This window comes from Haloarcula sp. H-hyl2, from assembly GCF_056934385.1.
Window position 1 is genome coordinate 450,378 of the sequence record NZ_JBRIIJ010000002.1, and the last position, 15,214, is coordinate 465,591.

Below are 15,214 nucleotides of genomic sequence, written 5' to 3' on the forward strand. Positions count from 1 at the left end.
CCTGGGATCGGCGCTATCCGGAAATAACCTGCAATAATCACTATGAGACGGACGCGCCGCTTTTGTCGCTACAGTCCCTCTCTCACCGTGTGCGGGAGTTCGGCTTCGAACTGGCGCTGTGTGCCCACCTCGAACGGGACGGCCGGCTGGTCAGCCGACAGCTCGGCGGGCACGTCCACGGTCGTCGGGTCCTCGACACCGTCGTCGTGTCCCCGGGCCCGGCGTTCGACGAGCGGACGGCGCTCACCGCCGACCGTATCCCGACGGCGGCTATCGAGTCCGACGTGGGTCCCGGGCAGGCTCGCTACTGGAAGGACGCCTTCGACTGCCACCCCGACCGGGCCGAGCGAGCGGTCGAACTGGCCATCGAGCGGGGGTTCTTCGAGCGCGAGCGTCGCGGGGGGCGTAGCTACGTCCGCCAGACTGCCCGCTACCCGGACTGGATCGGGTCGATCACCGCCATCGAGAACAAGCCCGACCTCGGCCGACCCGGCGACCTGGAGGCCCAGCTCCGGACCGACGTCTCGCTGGCGCTGGCCGACGAGGTGGTGCTGGCGACGGCCTCCTACGTCACGCGGGCCCACCTCAACCGCATCCCCGAGGCAGTCGGCGTCTGGCGGTTCGACCCCGAGACGGGCCAGCGAGAGGTGGTCCGCGAGGCGACCGAGCTCGCGACCGACGAGCCCGGCGTGGAGCTGCTGGAGAGCCAGCCCGCCCGGACGGATATCCGTATCGTCAGTGCTACCGAGAAAGTCAGGGCGCGTCGCCGACTGGCGGAACGCGCCTACGGGAAAGGGTGGCGTAGTTTCGACTACCCCGGCTGTCGACAGTGCACGCCGGACGACGACGGGCTGCCGTACTGTGCGTGGAAGGGCCGTCCTGTTCGGGCCAGCGACGAGTGTGGTTCCGACTGCAACGGGTACGATCCCGCGGAGCCCGCGACGGTCGACAGCGACGCGCTCCGGGCCGAGCGCACGCCCTGGGACCCCGACCCGGAGGGTCGCGCCCACCGGCAATCCGGACTTGACCGGTTCGGCTAGGACTCCTCGTCCTGGGCACCGTCGTCGATGGTCGGTTCGAGCGGTTCCCCGCCGTCGCCGGCCGCTGGCTGGGTGTGGGCCTCGAAGTTGTCGGCAGTGACCCCCGGCGCCTCGCTTTTGACCTGTTCTGCGTGTCCGGTCCTGGCCTGGTAGTTGGCCGCCGCGGCGATGCTCACGCTGGCAACCAGGCCGACGACGAGCACCCAGTCGATGCGCCCGGCGAACAACTGGAGGCCGGCGACGGCGATGCCGCCACTGACCAGCGCCGCGCCAACAGTCTCGGCGATGCCGCGCCTGTCCATGGGCGTCACTGTGTCAGCATCGCACAAAGGTGTAGCGTCCGTCGGGTCGTCACAGCGAGAACTGCTCGCCGTCGAGTGCGATGTCGTCGGCGAACGCGCGGTCGGCCGGGACGTAGTGGGCCGTGTGGACGATGCGGTAGTCGGCGGCGTCGATGTCGGCCGCGAAGTCCCGTGCGCCGGGCAGTGTCATGTGCTTGGTGCCGAACGTCCGCGGGACGCCCGCCTCGTCGAAGTCGGCCCCGCCCTTGGGGTGGTACTCGCAGGCCTCGGGGTGGACCAGCCCCTCGACCAGGGCCAGGTCGGCCCCCGAGAGCAGGTCGCGGGAGCGCTCGGGCACGTCGTAGCAGGTATCACCGGAGAGCGCGAGGGTGGCGCCGGTCGAGGGCTCCGCGATGCGCAGACCGTAACAGAGCAGCGGCGGATGCGTGACGGGGACCAGCGTCACCTCCAGGCCGGCCACCGAGAACGGTTCGTGGGGGGTCTGGGGGCGAACGGAGACGGTATCGAGGTAGTCGTAGCGGCTCCGGATGCTCTGGGCGACGCTCGCGTCGGTCATCGGATCGATCTCGTCGGCAGCGTACACCGGCAGGTCGTCGAACAGGCGGTAGGCGTTGCCCAGGCCGTCGAGGTGGTCGAAGTGGATGTGGGTGACCAGGGCGGCGTCGGGCAGGCCCACGTCGGCGTCGAGGAACTGCTGGCGGAAGTCCGGGCTGCAATCGACCAGCAGCGACTCGCCCGACTCGCTCCGGACGAACACCGAGAACCGGGAGCGCTCGACGCCGTCCGTGGGGTCGATGCCCCGCTCGCGAGCGCGTTCACGCAGTTCCGCGTCGGGGTCGCGGGCGCGCTCGCAGGTGTCACAGTCACAGCCGACGGTCGGCGTCCCTGTCGTATCACCGGTCCCCAGCAGCGTGACCTCCATCACCACACTCTGTGAGGGCGACGGCCCTAAGCCCCTCGTTTCTCGGCGTCGAGCGGTGTGCCTAAGGGAGCCGTTCTCCTACGGCAGCGTATGACCTTCCTCGTCGCTTTCGACGGGTCCAAGCGGTCCCACGCCGCACTCGAACGCGCCCATACGCTCGGCACAGCAGTGGAGGAAGACGTACTCGCAGCGACGGTCATCCCGACCAACCGCTCGTACGCCCGCGACGTTGGGTGGATCGACGACGACGCGCCGTTCAGCGTCGATGCTGTCGCCGACTCGCTCCGCGAACAGGTCGCCGAGATCGCTCCCGAAGCGAGCTACCACTACCAGAAGACGACTCGCCCGCCCTCGGCGAACGCCATCGCCAAACCAATCCGCAAGCTCGCCAAGCGGAACGGCGCCTCGATGGTGTTCGTCGGCTCCGGGAGCGGCGGGCGGCTGACGACGACGCTTAGCAGTATCTCCGGCCGTATCGGGACCGACGACGCCTACGACATCGTCTTCGTCCGGCGACACCCCGACGGATGACCGCTACTCCTCGGGGACCGTTAGATCGTCCGGGTCGAGGTTTAGTCGGTCGGCCGTCCGGGCGAGGATGCGCGCGGCGCGCTCTTCGGCGACGTCCTCGACCAGACACTCGATGAACCCCGACAACAGCGCCGGGTCGATACGGAGGTCGACGAACTCGACCTGTCCCTCTGCGACCACCACGTCGATGTCCCACTCGCCCGCGTCGGGGTCGGTCATGCGGACGTCGACCCAGTCCTCGACGGTCTCGTCTGTCTCTGTGAACACGTCGTCTGCCATACCTGTCGGACGAGGCGAACGAAGATAAGTGTCGCTGTGCGATCAGTGGTCGTGATCGTGGTCGTGGCCGCCGTCGGTCTCGGAGAAGTCGCCGCCAGCGACCAGGGCGTCGTGGTCACCCTCGATCATGTCCATGTTCTTGAGGTTGTCACGCTCCTCGAAGTCCGCGACGGCGTCCTCCAGATCCTGCTGGGTCAGCGTCGTCCGCTCCTCGGTCAGCGCCTCCAGGACGGCCTCCCGGAGCACGAGTCGGAGGTCGCTACCGGTCAGCCCCTCGGTGAGGTCCGCCAGCGTCGCCGGATCGAAGTCGAGGATGTCCATCTCGCGGGTGATGATCCGCAGGATGTCCGCCCGCATCCCGTGATCGGGCTTGGGGAAGTTGACGATCTCGTCGAAGCGCCGCCAGGCCGCGGCGTCGAGCTGGTCGGGATGGTTGGTCGCCCCGATGAGCAGCACCTCGTCCTGGATGAGCGAGATCTCGTCGATGCTCTTGAGCAGGGTGTTGACCGCCCGCTTGATCGCGGCGTGCTCGTCCGACGAGCGGGTCTTGGCGACGAAGTCGAACTCGTCCATGAAGAGGATACACGGGGAGAGCCGTTTGGCCACCTCGAAGACCTTCTCGACGTTCTTTGCGGTCTCACCGAGGTACTGGCTCGTGATCATCGACAGCTTCACTTCGACGAACGGGAGGTCCAGGTCGTGAGCCAGCGCCCGTGCGACGCTGGTCTTGCCGGTCCCCGGCGGCCCGACGAACAGGAGCTTCCCGATCTCCCGGAGGCCGATCTGTGCCAGATAGTCCCGGTGTTCGATGGCCTTGACGATCTTCTGGATCTCGCCCTCCTGGTCGGGGGTCAACACCAGATCGTCGAGCGTCATCTCGACTTCCTCGGGAGCGCGGACGTCGACGAGATCGAGCATCTCCTCGTCGTCCTCGTCCTCGGTGTCGAAGGCCTCCTCCAGCATGGCATCGATGAACGCCCGGTCGGCCCGTGACGGCCGGTTCCGGGCGCGGGCCAGTTCGTAGTCGAGGTCGTCGACCTCGTGTTCGAACTCGGCCGCGAGGACCGGGTTCCTGGTCAGGCGGTCGGCGTCGACCCGGTCGAGGAACCACTCCTCGGCCATCTCCCGGTTCGTGAACGACATCGTCCCGGAGAAGTCGTCCCGGTCGGTGAACATCAGCCCGGAGACGGTGTTCCAGGGCTGTTCGACGCCCGTCGCCTCGCTAGCGGTCGATTCGGTCGCAGACAGCGGTCGTTCGATCGTCCCGTCGCTCCAGAACACCGATCGGTAGGCCGCCGGCAGATCGTCCGGGTCGAGGTCCCGACGGTCGGTGTAGACGACCGTCGTCAGCAGGAACTCGACGACGTCCAGTTCCGCGTTGCTCATTCCCACTGTGATTGAGTCGCGACGGGCATAAGTGACTCGAAGCGTGCCGGAGAGTGAATCGAGTGCCGTCACAGCCCAGCCGGTCGCCCTCCCTCCGCGCCTGACGACGGGGGAATTCCACTCCGGGATTTCAGGCCAAGTGCACCGGCCCTGTGGTTTCGAGACGCATACGTTCCAAGCGTCAACTGCTGGGTTTCAGCATCAGTCCAGCATCGCAAGAATACCCGCCTCTCGTCTGAGTCGGGCGATCACGGCTCCGTTTCCCTCGAACGAAATGAACTATCGGACGCGATCTACTATTTATAATTGTTGCACAAAGAGATTTATAGAATACACTAGAATATTACGTGTATGTCATCTCGCAACTCCCTGGTTCGGATGTACAGCGGTCGTATCGGTGAACCAACCACCGACGACGAAGCATACGGTTACTGGCTGTTCGTGGCCGGTATCGTCCTCGGTATCGCTGGCTTACTGTTGTTCTACTTCTCCCCTGACAATTCACTGCCACGGCAACTGGGGTACATCTCCGGCGCGATCGGGCTCGTCTCGCTCATCGTCGGACCGACACTCCGATTACCGCTCTCGCGACGGGCGCTGATCCTCTCGTATCTCGGCGCTGTCGTCTGCCTGGGCGCAGTCGTCTGGTTCACGACGGTCTACCCGGCGAACTGGACGGGGCCGACCGGTCACGCGGGCGTCATCTCGCTGTACCTGTTCGGGTTGTTCCTGACGGCAGTCGGCGCCATCGTCGCGCCACTGTTGACCGGCCGACAGGAGGAGTTCGAGCGGATGAAGACGACCGCGGAGAGCGCCACCCGGACCGCGAAGGAGGCTTCCGAAACCGCGGACCGGGCGACCGAGACGGCGACCAGGGCGAGCCAGGAAGCCGAGCAGGCCACCGAAACCGCCGAACAGGCGACGCGTGAACGCGACTCGCTCGCGGAGAAACTGGCGACCAGCGAGGCGACCCGGGAGGAGATGGCGACGGTCCTCGACGCGACCGAGGCCGAACTGACCGCGGCACAGGAGACCATCGCGGCTGCGATGGACTCGAAAGCGACCTTCGAACTGTACACCGACAAGGGCGGCAAGCACCGCTGGCGGCTCCGCCACCGGAACTCGAACGTCATCGCCGACAGCGCACAGGGGTACGCCTCCCGGCAGAAGGCGATGCAGGGCCTGCGCAGCGTCCAGGCCAACGCGGCCGGTGGAGGTGTGGTACTCCTGCCCGATGCGACCGAGGACGACACGCCCGAGGACGTGCCCGAGATCCCGGCTCCCGAGAGCCAGGCGAGCTACGAGGTCTACGAGGACAAGGGCGGAGAGTTCCGCTGGCGCCTGCGCCACCGCAACGGCAACATCATCGCCGACGGCAGCGAGGGCTACGCTTCGAAGTCCAACGCCCGCCGTTCACTCGACGGCATCAAGGCGTACGTGACCGGCGCTCCCTACCTCACGCTCGACCCTGTCGGGTTCGAGGTCTACCCCGACGCGGCCGGTGAGTTCCGCTGGCGGTTGCTCCACCGCAACGGCAACATCCTCGCCGACAGCGGCGAGGGCTACACCACCAGGGCTGGCGCCCGCAGCGCGGCCGAACGAGTCCAGAACCGGGCGCCCGACGCCACCGTCGACGACGGCTTCGAGGTCTACGAGGACAACGCCGGGAAATGGCGCTGGCGCCTCCGCGCGAAGAACGACGAGATCATCGCCGACAGCGGCCAGGGCTACAGCAACCGCAGCAAGGCCATGGACGGCGTCGAGCGGATCCAGAACTACGCCGCCGACGCGGCACTGCTGCCGGTCGGAAGCACGGTCTTCGAACTGTTCCGGGACAAGGCCGACGAGTGGCGCTGGCGGCTGCGCCACCGCAACGGCAACGTCCTCGCCGACGGCGGCCAGGGCTACACCGAGCGTAACAAGGCCATCGACGCCATCGAGGGCGTGAAACGTCACGCACCGGGCGCCGAAGAAGCCGAGGAAGCGGCCGACTGAGGCCGCCGGATACCCACCCGGCCGTTCCCCGCTGTGGGGAATCGCCGAACTACTTAAGCTGATTTCCTCCGAAGTTCCAGACATGACAGTCGAATCACTAGAAGAGGCAGGTCTCACGGCGATGGACGGGAGCGAGATCGGAGCGTTCCTCGAGAGTCAGCGGGTCGGCGTGCTCGGCCTGCCGACGGACGGCGCGCCGTACATGGTCCCGATCTCCTTCGGCTACGACGGGGCGTCACTGTACTTCACGTTCGTAGGCGGCCCCGACAGCCGGAAGCGACAACTCGTCGAATCGACCACCGAGGCGGGCTTTCTCGTCTACGACGTCCGGTCGATGTTCAACTGGGAGAGCGTCGTCCTGACGGGGCGACCGGAAGCGGTCCCCGAGTCCGAACTGGAGGGGCTCTCGGACATCCTCGGCGGTGCCTGGCGCCCCGAGGTGTTCGAGACCGCCATCGAGTCCGAGGACATCGTCGTCTACCGGTTCGAGATCGCCGAGCGCAGCGGCATCAAACACACGGGGCTGCCGCCGGGCTTTGGCGAATAAGAAACTTACAACTCTCGTCATCTCGTTGCGAGTTTGTGAGAGTTTAACACGGGTGGGGCCGTTGACGTTCCCATGCCGACACCAGTTATCGTCGATGCAGTGCGAACACCACAGGGGAAAGAAGACGGCGCGTACGCGGACGTCCGCAGCGAGGACCTCTCGGTCCCGCTCGTCAACCAGTTGCTCGCGACGACCGGCGTCGAGTCCGACGAGGTCGACGACCTGCTGTGGGGGTGTGCCCAGCAACGTGGCGAGCAGGGTAACAACCTCGCTCGCGTTATCTCGCTGCTCTCGGACCTAGGTGAGGACGTCCCCGGCGCGACGATCAACCGCTGGTGTGCCTCCTCCGCCGAGGCACTGATGCGTGCCGCCGACGCCGTCGCTGCGGGCCAGCGCGAGGTACTCATCGCTGGCGGCGTCGAATCGATGTCCCGTGTGAAGATGGGCGAGAACACCCACAACGTCCACCCGCGGCTGGCCGAACTGTACAATATCGGCGAACTCCAGATGGGGATGACCGCCGAGAAGGTCGCCGAGGAGAAGGAGGTCGCCCGCCAGGAACAGGACGAGTACGCCCTGCGGAGCCACGAGCGGGCCGCCGCGGCGACCGACGAGGGCCGCTTCACCGACGAGATCGTCCCCATCGAGACCGACGAGGGTCGCGTCGAGGAGGACGAGGGGATCCGCCGTGACACCTCGATGGAGACCCTGTCGGGTCTGCCGACGGTGTTCAAGTCCGACGGCACGGTCACACCGGGCAACGCCTCGCAGGTCTCCGACGGCGCGGCCGGCCTGATGGTCACCACCCGCGAGTTCGCCGAGGAGCGCGGCCTGGACGTCCTCGCCGAGATCGGCGCCCACGAGGTTGCCGGCGTCGACCCGACGGTCATGGGTATCGGACCGGTCCCCGCGGTGCGAAAACTCGGTGAGCGAATCGGCCGCGACACCGACGAGTACGACCTGGTCGAACTGAACGAGGCCTTCGCCTCCCAGACACTGTACTGCCAGCGCGAACTGGGCTTTGCCGACGACATGTTCAACGTCAACGGCGGCGCTATCGCCATCGGCCACCCGCTGGGTGCCAGCGGCGCTCGCCTCCCGGTGACGCTCGTCCACGAGATGAACCGCCGGGACGCGGACCTGGGGCTGGCGACCGAATGTGTCGGCTTCGGCCAGGGCGCGGCGATCGAGTTCCACCGGCCGTAGCTGCGCTGGCGGGCGCAGAGAGGGCAGGTTCACGGGACCGAGCGAAGCGAGGTCCCGCCTTTTTCGCCCACGTTTTTGCGCGAGTGGTGGCCGAGCGCAGCGAGGCCACCCGAAGCGGAAAAAGGTGGTCGGCCAGGGTGCAGCCATCGAGTTCCACCGGCCCTGATGGTGCGGTCGCGGGGCAGTCAGCCCCTCACGCCTGCTCGCGCACCGACAGCAGTTCCGCGGCGAACTCCTCGGTGTAGGCACCGCTGCCGCCGACGCTGTGGTACTCGCCGTCGACATCCAGTACCAGGCCGTCCTGGCCGGTGAACTCGGCCGTCGTCGGTTCGACCAGCCCCTGTTTCGTCTCGACGACCGTCCCCGTCAGGGAGTCGTACTCCTGGTCCGGGAACAGGTGTGCGGTCACTTCCAGCGAGCGGGGGTCCTCGTGGGTCGCGATGGCGAACAGGCCATGCCGGAACGAGACGTTCTCCAGTGGAAGCGAGGGGCAGTCGGCACGGTAGACCTGGTCGCCGGCAGCCCAGAAGTTCGACCACTGCGAGAGGATGGCGACCGCGTTCTTCGGACTCTGTTCGATGGCGAGGCCGTACTCGCCCTGGCGATGCTTGCCGTGTAACAGCGAGGAGTCGCTGGTGATCGAGACGCGGCCGTCCGCCGCGGCGAGACTGGCGACCCGGGCCTCCCAGGTCCGGACCGCGTGGGCGCCGCGGGCGACCGACTCGACGTCGACGCGACCCTCGACGCCGGCGGTCCCCAGCAGCACCGCGACGAACACGCCGCGTCGGTACGCGGCTTCGAGCGGCGCTGCGAGCCGTTCGATGGCCGGCGCCGGGACCGAGAGAAACACCTCGTGGCTCGCGTTCTCGATGAGCCGTTCGAGTCGGTCGTACAGCGTCTGCCGGGTCCGAACGAGTTCGACGGCCGGATAGTCGGGTTCGGCCTCCGTGTGTCGCGCTTCCAGGTCGGTCGCCAGATCCGAGAGCTCCGCTGTCATTGATTCGATGGCCGACTCCGGATCGACGGCCCGGACCTGCGTCGGCGTCCGGTGGTCGTCGACGACGACCAGTCCCCGGTCGTCGAGGCTCTCGACGAGGTCGTAGACGTATCCCGTCGAGATGTCGGTCTCCGTCCCGATCTCGGCGATGGTCGCGCTGCCCCGTTCCAGCACGGCGAGGTAGGTCCGGGCCTCGGTCTCCGAGAGCCCGAACCGGGTCAACTGTGCTACCGTCTCCGCCATGCCACCAATGTCTCGGCCGGTGCCTTCAGTCCATCGCCCGTCACAGAATAAATTTCCGTGTGAGCCGCGCGTACCACCCGTCGCGAGTTGTCGCACGTTCGCCGGGGCTTATACCGCTCGGTATCGTGGTCGGCGTATGGACGTTCAGGGGATCTTCAACGACCTGCCTTTCGTCGAGGAACTGGGGATGGAGGTTACGGTCGTCGAGGACGGGCACGCAGAGGGACAGCTCCCGTTGCAAGACGAGCACTCCTCGAATCCCACCCAGCAGATCGCCCACGGCGGCGTCACCTACTCACTGGTCGACACCGTCGGCGGCGCTGCAGTCGTCTCGCTGTCGGGGACCATCTCGCCGACGGTCGACATGCGCATCGACTACCTCGCCCCGGCGACGGCGGATATGCGCGCCGAAGCCGACGTCGTCCGGATGGGCGGGAGCGTGGCCGTCGTCAACGTCGAGGTGTACGACGCCGACGACCACCACGTCGCCACGGCACGCGGAACCTACAAGACGAGTGGCGAGACCGACGGCTCACCCTGGCAGCACGAGGACGAGCCCTAGTCGCCGGCGACGAGTTTCATACCGTCGCGGACGGAGTCCTTGCGACCGAGCAGGGTGATCATGTCACCGTCCTGAATAACGTAGTCTGCTGTCGGGACCTGTGCCTCCTCGTAGTCGTCGCCGCTGACCAGCGCGATCAGGCAGGCTTCGGGGAGCATCGGCCCGACCTCCCGGACGGACTTGCCGATCAGGTCCCCGTTCTCGACCTCGACCTCCTGGACGTCGCCGGTCCGACCCACGTCGGTCATCCAGTGGGCGATGGCCGGCCGCTCGATCTGATTGTCGATGGCCCAGGCCGTCGCCATCGCAGAGGAGATGGTCCGCACGCCCAGATCCTCGAAGGCCTCGACGTTGTCCGGGTTGTTCGCGCGGGCGATGACCCGGTCGACGTCGAACTTCGAACTCGCCAGCTGTGAGACCAGCAGGTTCGCGTCGTCGTCGCCGGTGGCCGCAACGACGGTCTTGGCGTTCTCGGCCCCGGCAGAGCGTAACACGTCCGTGTCGGTGCCGTCACCGATCTCGACCGCGTAGCCCTCGTTCCGGGCGCGTTCGACGATCGCTTCGTCCTCCTCGATGATGACGATGTTCTCGCCCCGATCCTCCAGCCGTTCGGCGAGCGCTCGGCCCACCTGTCCGCCGCCGACGATGATGACTCGCATTGGTATCACGTCCAGTTGTTCCGCGATGTAGCGCGCGAGACCGCCCTCGAAGAGCGCGGTCACGAAGATGACCAGAAAGACGGTCCCCAGCAGGATCTCGGCCTGCGTTGTCAGCAGTGCCGCCTGTGCGCCGCCGACCTCCTCGGCGACGGTGTTCAACTCGACCGCAAAGAGCGTCGCGACCGACGCCGGGATGATCCCGCGCGGGCCGACGAAACTGATAAAGAGCTTCTCGGGTCTGGTGAACCGGTCGCCGACCGTCGAGATGAACACGAGCAGCGGCCGGATGAGCAACGCCACGGCCACGACGACGGCCAGCCCGGCCAGACCGACGTCGATGAGCGCACCCAGGCTCAGCTGGGCCGCCAGCGCGATGAACACGAACGACAGCACCAGCAGCGTGATGTCGCCTTTGAACTCCTCGATGTCCTCCTCGTAGGGATGGTCGATGTTCCCCAGCGCCATCCCGGCGGTGGCGGCCGCCGCGACGCCGGCCTCCGACGCGATGGTGTTGGCAGCGGCGAAGGCCACGAGCGCGCCCGCGAGTGTCAGCAGGCGCGCGTTCCGCGGCGCGTCGCTGGGGGAGAGATCGATGTACTGCAGCAGGTAGTACAGCAGGCCGGCGACGACGAGGCCGATCAACAGCCCAGTCCCCAGCCGGAGCGCGAACGCCTGGACCAGACCCTGACTGGTCGCCGCGGGGTTGACCGTTTCGAAGACGACGACGGCGATGATCGCCGCCGTGACGTCGTTGACGATGCCCTCTGTCTCCAGCGCGGTCGCGACCCGGTCCCGGACCGGCACGACGTTCAGAATCGGCGTGATGACCGTCGGCCCCGTCGCGACCAGCAAGGCGCCGATGAGAAAGGCGAGGTTCCAGGAGACGGCGGCCTCGTCGAACGCGAACTTGACGGCGACGGCGGTCCCGACCAGCGCGATGACGGCGCCGACGGTCACCAGGCGGAACGTCGCCGCTGGGGCCTCCCTGATCCGTTCGAACCGGAGGTGATAGGCCCCCTCGAAGACGATGATCGCGACCGCGAGGCCGACGATGGCCGACAGCGCGCCGCCGAAGGTGTCACTACCGATGATGCCCAGTCCCGGCTGGCCGATGAGGACTCCGACCAGCAGGTAGAAGATGATACTAGGTATCTGTAACCGGGCGGCGGCCACCTGTGCGAGCACACCCAGTCCGATGATACCGGCGACGAGCGGGATCAACAGCGTCGAGCTACCAGCCACTGGTGTCCTCCATCTGTGCGGGCCAATGACCGCGCCGTTGATAAACGCGTCTACTTCTCGGAGGGCAGGACCGCAGTCCTGTCAGTCCTCGTGACGGTCCAGCGCGACCAGCACGCCCCGGACGTTCATCGCGACCTCGGCGCGAGCCTTGTGGTCGCTCCAGACCTCGGGGGTCGTGACCCTCTCGACGAAGTGGTCGATCACCGCCTCGTCGTCGCCCAGTTCGTCGCGTTTGGCCTCGACGTCGGCCACCCAGTCGGCGAGCTTGTCGGCGTACACGTCGAGCCTGTCGCCGGTCGGAGCCGGGCCGAAGTGCCCGTACAGCAGCGTCTCGGGGGCCAGTTCCTGTAGTCGTTCGACATCCGCAAGTGCCGTCTCCAGGTCGAAGTTCACCGGCGGACTCGTGACGTGGACCTCGTCGGTCGAGGGCGTGTAGATGCCCGCCGCGTCGGCCGTGAACACGCCGTCGATAGCCGGGTCGTAGAAGACGACCTGGTGGGGTGCGTGGCCCGGTGCGTGGATCACCTCGAAGGAGTGGTCGCCCAGGTCGATCTCGTCGCCGTCGGTCACCGTCTCGACGCGGTCCTCGGGGACCGATTGTGGTTCGACGTAGTACTGGATCTGGTCCCCGACGGCCTGTTTGGTCCCCTCCCAGAGCCGTCCAGGGTCGACGAGGTGGCGAGCCCCCGATTCGTGGACGGAGACGGTCGCGTTCGGACACGCCTCCGCGAGGTAGCCGGCACCCCCCGCGTGGTCCAGATGGACGTGCGTGACGGCGATCACTTCGAGATCCGCGGGTGCGAGTCCCACCTCGTCCATCGCGTCGAGGATGTTCTCGTAGCGGGTCCCGATACCGGTATCCACGAGCGCGGGCCGCTCGGCGTCGACGATGTACACCGAGCCGTACTCCGCGACGTCGTACATCCCGGTGTCGACGTAGTAGACGTCCTCGCAGTCCTCGGCCTCGAACACGTCACCGATTGCCATACCGGAGGTGCCGGGCGGCGGTGAGAAAACGGTTGCGCTCGGGCCCCAGTTACTTTTGAGTGAGTCGCATGGTACCGACATGGACCTCACGGGAGCGCTCAAGCGCAGTTTCGTCGCCGGGCTGATCCTGATCACGCCGCTGGTCATCACCCTCTACGTCCTGCGGATACTGGTCACGTGGTCGCTCCAGTTCGTCAACCCGGTCGTCCAGCGGACCCAGCTGATACAGTACACCGGCAACGACGAGGTGGCCGCACAGGTCGTCGCCGCGGTGCTCATCCTCGTGACGATCACGCTGCTTGGCTACCTCGCACAGAAGAACGTCGGCCGACAACTGTTCGGCAGTATCGGCCGCATCGTCAACGTTATTCCGCTGTTCAGCACCGTCTACCTGAACGTCCGCCAGGTCGCCAACTCGCTGGTCGACCGGAGCACGGCCTACGAGAGCGTCGTCCTCGTGGAGTACCCCCGCGAGGGCGTCTATTCGCTCGGGCTGGTCACCGGCGAGAGCCCCAGCGAGGTCGAACGCTTCGCCGGCCAGGCGGTCCACAACGTCTTCCTGCCCAACAGTCCGAACCCGACCGCCGGACGGCTCGTCCTGCTCCCCGACGATCAGGTCCACGAACTCGACATGAGCGTTCGCCGTGGCCTGCGGCTCATCGTCACGACCGGCATCGGCCCGGAGGACGACGCCGCGGCCCTCGTCGACGGCGGCCGGCGCGTCGAGTGAGCTGACGACGGGGACAACCGCTATTGCCACTGGCAGCGGATGTCTGGTATGAGTACGGCATCCCGCGAGGAGATGACATCCTCCGCGCCCTGAAGGGCGCGGTTTCCTCCGTGGGAGTCTCGGCTATGCCGATTCCCCGGAAGCAACATTCCCGTTGTGGTGGACGGTACTCGGGTCTGTGCGCTGTTCTTTGGGACTTTCCCTCGCGGGAGAGCGTGGTAACTCCGACCAGTTGTGGTCGTCCCACTCGAACCGCACGGGCCGTGCCATCGGCCTGACTTCTTTGTTCGTATGCCGTCTCAGGAACGTTTCTGACGCTGTGAGGTCGGCGTGGCCCTCGAACCCACACGGGCAGGTGAGCGTGTCTTGATGCCGTGTCGTCCAGTCTGTGCCGCCACATTGCGGGCACTCTTGACTGGTCCACGCCTCTGACCGTACTTCCACCGAGATACCGTATTCCTCGGCGGTACAGACCAGTCGCTCGGTGAATTGCTTGAACGCCCAGAAGTTGTGCGTTTTCGCGTTGGTTTCGACCGACCAGTGTGTTTCGAGTATGTCGGTCAAGCCACCGATATACACCGTATCGACACCTTCGGCGTACAGTCGGTCCAGCAGGTCACGACACAGTGCTTCTTGGGCGTGGTTGCGGCGGCGGATTCGCTTCCGATACAGTCGCCGGATACGGTTGCTACTGTATCGGCCTTCCCGTAGCTTGGACTGTAACCGGGCGATTTCTCGCGTCGTCTGCCGGAAACGGTCGAATAACTTGCGGCCTTCGTACAGGTATTGCTCGCCGGTCGTCGTGGTACAGGCAACGAGATTGTTTGCACCAATGTCCAGAGCGGCCATCTCGTCGGCCAGTGGAGTATCCCGTGCATCGTCAGAAACAGTCACGGGTTGCGAAGCTCGGAAGGTGCTGTCAGTCTCGTCGTACCACAATTCTAATCGGCTCTGGTCTTCGTAGTCAGGCCAATTCGGGTCGCCAACGATTTCCAGCCGGAGACGGCTTTTCGGGCTGTTGTGCCTGTCACGGAGTTCTTTGCCGACGACCATCTCAAGTCGAGAGCGGTCGCCCCATTCGACGGTGTATGCGTCCTTTCGGACGACGCCTTTGAGGACACGTCCGTCGTCCTCGTTGCCACGAAATCCCGGCGGTTCCGGGTGTTGCGTAACCGACGTGTTCGACTCGTCGTGATACGCTTTCTTGTTCTCGAAGAACCCGCGCCACGCTTCGCTGTTCGCTCGCCGGACAGTTTGAGCGGTGGACGCGCCGAGAACGTCTTTGTATTTGCCTTCGAGTCTTCCTGTGTCGGCGTCCCACACGTCGCCCTCGAAGCCGTCCTCGTCGTTGTAGCGCATGAGGCGCTGGTAATTTATCTCGTTCCAGAGCGCGGCAGAAGCGTCCAACAGGTCCCGTAGCACCTGCTCCCCTTCGTCGGAGAGTGGTCGCACGGCAAACGTATTGGTGCGCTTCATCAGCCAGTTTAGATCACGTTTGGTTCGGACTTGAAGGTCAGCCATCCACAGTGAAAGTAGAACTCAGCCAGTCTCGTTGGAGACTCAAGACCACCAGTAACACAGCGGTT

The 15,214-nt window shown here is 66.1% G+C and carries 15 protein-coding genes; 7 read left to right on the top strand and 8 right to left on the bottom strand.

Going from position 1 to position 15,214, the window contains the following annotated elements; all coding sequences use genetic code 11:
• The first annotated feature begins 89 nt into the window (after positions 1–89).
• Positions 90–1,040: a DUF5787 family protein gene (locus Hhyl2_RS12095; RefSeq protein ID WP_483551024.1), complete on the top strand. Its 951-nt coding sequence runs from the start codon at positions 90–92 to the stop codon at positions 1,038–1,040.
• Here Hhyl2_RS12095 and Hhyl2_RS12100 read toward each other — a convergent pair.
• The gene (locus tag Hhyl2_RS12100; RefSeq protein ID WP_483551025.1) at positions 1,037–1,342 is read right to left on the bottom strand and encodes a hypothetical protein; all 306 of its coding nucleotides are present in this window, start codon (positions 1,340–1,342) and stop codon (positions 1,037–1,039) included. The genes Hhyl2_RS12095 and Hhyl2_RS12100 overlap by 4 nt on opposite strands.
• 49 nt (positions 1,343–1,391) lie before the next feature.
• Positions 1,392–2,264: an MBL fold metallo-hydrolase gene (locus tag Hhyl2_RS12105; protein WP_483551026.1), complete on the bottom strand. Its 873-nt coding sequence runs from the start codon at positions 2,262–2,264 to the stop codon at positions 1,392–1,394.
• Positions 2,265–2,354: 90 nt separating this feature from the next.
• On the opposite strand from Hhyl2_RS12105, the gene Hhyl2_RS12110 reads away from it, so the two are divergent.
• Positions 2,355–2,795 (top strand): universal stress protein, encoded by a 441-nt coding sequence (locus tag Hhyl2_RS12110; protein ID WP_483551027.1) that lies wholly within the window; start codon positions 2,355–2,357, stop codon positions 2,793–2,795.
• A gap of 3 nt (positions 2,796–2,798) precedes the next feature.
• Here Hhyl2_RS12110 and Hhyl2_RS12115 read toward each other — a convergent pair whose 3' ends face one another.
• Together Hhyl2_RS12115 and Hhyl2_RS12120 are read right to left on the bottom strand one after the other, a co-directional pair.
• Positions 2,799–3,074 (bottom strand): hypothetical protein, encoded by a 276-nt coding sequence (locus Hhyl2_RS12115; RefSeq protein WP_483551028.1) that lies wholly within the window; start codon positions 3,072–3,074, stop codon positions 2,799–2,801.
• A gap of 42 nt (positions 3,075–3,116) precedes the next feature.
• Positions 3,117–4,460 (bottom strand): ATP-binding protein, encoded by a 1,344-nt coding sequence (locus Hhyl2_RS12120; RefSeq protein WP_483551029.1) that lies wholly within the window; start codon positions 4,458–4,460, stop codon positions 3,117–3,119.
• Positions 4,461–4,811: 351 nt separating this feature from the next.
• Between Hhyl2_RS12120 and Hhyl2_RS12125 the strand changes: the two genes are divergently transcribed.
• The 3 genes from Hhyl2_RS12125 to Hhyl2_RS12135 all read left to right on the top strand — a co-directional run bounded on the left by Hhyl2_RS12125 (position 4,812) and on the right by Hhyl2_RS12135 (position 8,208).
• Complete coding sequence (locus tag Hhyl2_RS12125; protein ID WP_483551030.1) at positions 4,812–6,455, top strand: DUF1508 domain-containing protein; 1,644 nt, start codon at positions 4,812–4,814, stop codon at positions 6,453–6,455.
• An 82-nt stretch (positions 6,456–6,537) separates the two neighbouring features.
• Entirely contained in the window at positions 6,538–7,002 is a 465-nt protein-coding gene (locus Hhyl2_RS12130) for a pyridoxamine 5'-phosphate oxidase family protein (protein WP_483551031.1), read from the top strand.
• A gap of 72 nt (positions 7,003–7,074) precedes the next feature.
• Positions 7,075–8,208, top strand: coding sequence for a thiolase family protein (locus Hhyl2_RS12135; RefSeq protein WP_483551032.1), 1,134 nt, complete (start codon positions 7,075–7,077; stop codon positions 8,206–8,208).
• A gap of 193 nt (positions 8,209–8,401) precedes the next feature.
• On the opposite strand, the gene Hhyl2_RS12140 is transcribed toward Hhyl2_RS12135, so the two are convergent.
• Complete coding sequence (locus Hhyl2_RS12140; protein ID WP_483551033.1) at positions 8,402–9,448, bottom strand: TrmB family transcriptional regulator; 1,047 nt, start codon at positions 9,446–9,448, stop codon at positions 8,402–8,404.
• 136 nt (positions 9,449–9,584) lie between these two features.
• On the opposite strand from Hhyl2_RS12140, the gene Hhyl2_RS12145 reads away from it, so the two are divergent.
• Positions 9,585–10,010: a PaaI family thioesterase gene (locus tag Hhyl2_RS12145; protein WP_483551034.1), complete on the top strand. Its 426-nt coding sequence runs from the start codon at positions 9,585–9,587 to the stop codon at positions 10,008–10,010.
• Here Hhyl2_RS12145 and Hhyl2_RS12150 read toward each other — a convergent pair.
• Positions 10,007–11,911, bottom strand: coding sequence for a cation:proton antiporter domain-containing protein (locus tag Hhyl2_RS12150; protein ID WP_483551035.1), 1,905 nt, complete (start codon positions 11,909–11,911; stop codon positions 10,007–10,009). The two genes, Hhyl2_RS12145 and Hhyl2_RS12150, sit on opposite strands and share 4 nt — an antisense overlap.
• An 81-nt stretch (positions 11,912–11,992) precedes the next feature.
• Positions 11,993–12,898, bottom strand: coding sequence for an MBL fold metallo-hydrolase (locus Hhyl2_RS12155; RefSeq protein ID WP_483551036.1), 906 nt, complete (start codon positions 12,896–12,898; stop codon positions 11,993–11,995).
• A gap of 79 nt (positions 12,899–12,977) precedes the next feature.
• Here Hhyl2_RS12155 and Hhyl2_RS12160 point away from each other — a divergent pair, with 79 nt between their 5' ends.
• Complete coding sequence (locus Hhyl2_RS12160; protein ID WP_483551037.1) at positions 12,978–13,628, top strand: DUF502 domain-containing protein; 651 nt, start codon at positions 12,978–12,980, stop codon at positions 13,626–13,628.
• 123 nt (positions 13,629–13,751) lie between these two features.
• Here Hhyl2_RS12160 and Hhyl2_RS12165 read toward each other — a convergent pair whose 3' ends face one another.
• Entirely contained in the window at positions 13,752–15,104 is a 1,353-nt protein-coding gene (locus Hhyl2_RS12165; protein ID WP_483551038.1) for an RNA-guided endonuclease InsQ/TnpB family protein, read from the bottom strand.
• Positions 15,105–15,214 lie beyond the last annotated feature (110 nt).

Bases quoted from the DNA above. Each gene is read 5' to 3' on its own strand.
- Hhyl2_RS12100 (WP_483551025.1), bottom strand. From the start codon at position 1,342: ATGGACAGGCGCGGCATCGCCGAGACTGTTGGCGCGGCGCTGGTCAGT.
- Hhyl2_RS12105 (WP_483551026.1), bottom strand. From the start codon at position 2,264: ATGGAGGTCACGCTGCTGGGGACCGGTGATACGACAGGGACGCCGACC.
- Hhyl2_RS12110 (WP_483551027.1), top strand. From the start codon at position 2,355: ATGACCTTCCTCGTCGCTTTCGACGGGTCCAAGCGGTCCCACGCCGCA.
- Hhyl2_RS12115 (WP_483551028.1), bottom strand. From the start codon at position 3,074: ATGGCAGACGACGTGTTCACAGAGACAGACGAGACCGTCGAGGACTGG.
- Hhyl2_RS12120 (WP_483551029.1), bottom strand. From the start codon at position 4,460: ATGAGCAACGCGGAACTGGACGTCGTCGAGTTCCTGCTGACGACGGTC.
- Hhyl2_RS12125 (WP_483551030.1), top strand. From the start codon at position 4,812: ATGTCATCTCGCAACTCCCTGGTTCGGATGTACAGCGGTCGTATCGGT.
- Hhyl2_RS12130 (WP_483551031.1), top strand. From the start codon at position 6,538: ATGACAGTCGAATCACTAGAAGAGGCAGGTCTCACGGCGATGGACGGG.
- Hhyl2_RS12135 (WP_483551032.1), top strand. From the start codon at position 7,075: ATGCCGACACCAGTTATCGTCGATGCAGTGCGAACACCACAGGGGAAA.
- Hhyl2_RS12140 (WP_483551033.1), bottom strand. From the start codon at position 9,448: ATGGCGGAGACGGTAGCACAGTTGACCCGGTTCGGGCTCTCGGAGACC.
- Hhyl2_RS12145 (WP_483551034.1), top strand. From the start codon at position 9,585: ATGGACGTTCAGGGGATCTTCAACGACCTGCCTTTCGTCGAGGAACTG.
- Hhyl2_RS12155 (WP_483551036.1), bottom strand. From the start codon at position 12,898: ATGGCAATCGGTGACGTGTTCGAGGCCGAGGACTGCGAGGACGTCTAC.
- Hhyl2_RS12160 (WP_483551037.1), top strand. From the start codon at position 12,978: ATGGACCTCACGGGAGCGCTCAAGCGCAGTTTCGTCGCCGGGCTGATC.
- Hhyl2_RS12165 (WP_483551038.1), bottom strand. From the start codon at position 15,104: ATGAAGCGCACCAATACGTTTGCCGTGCGACCACTCTCCGACGAAGGG.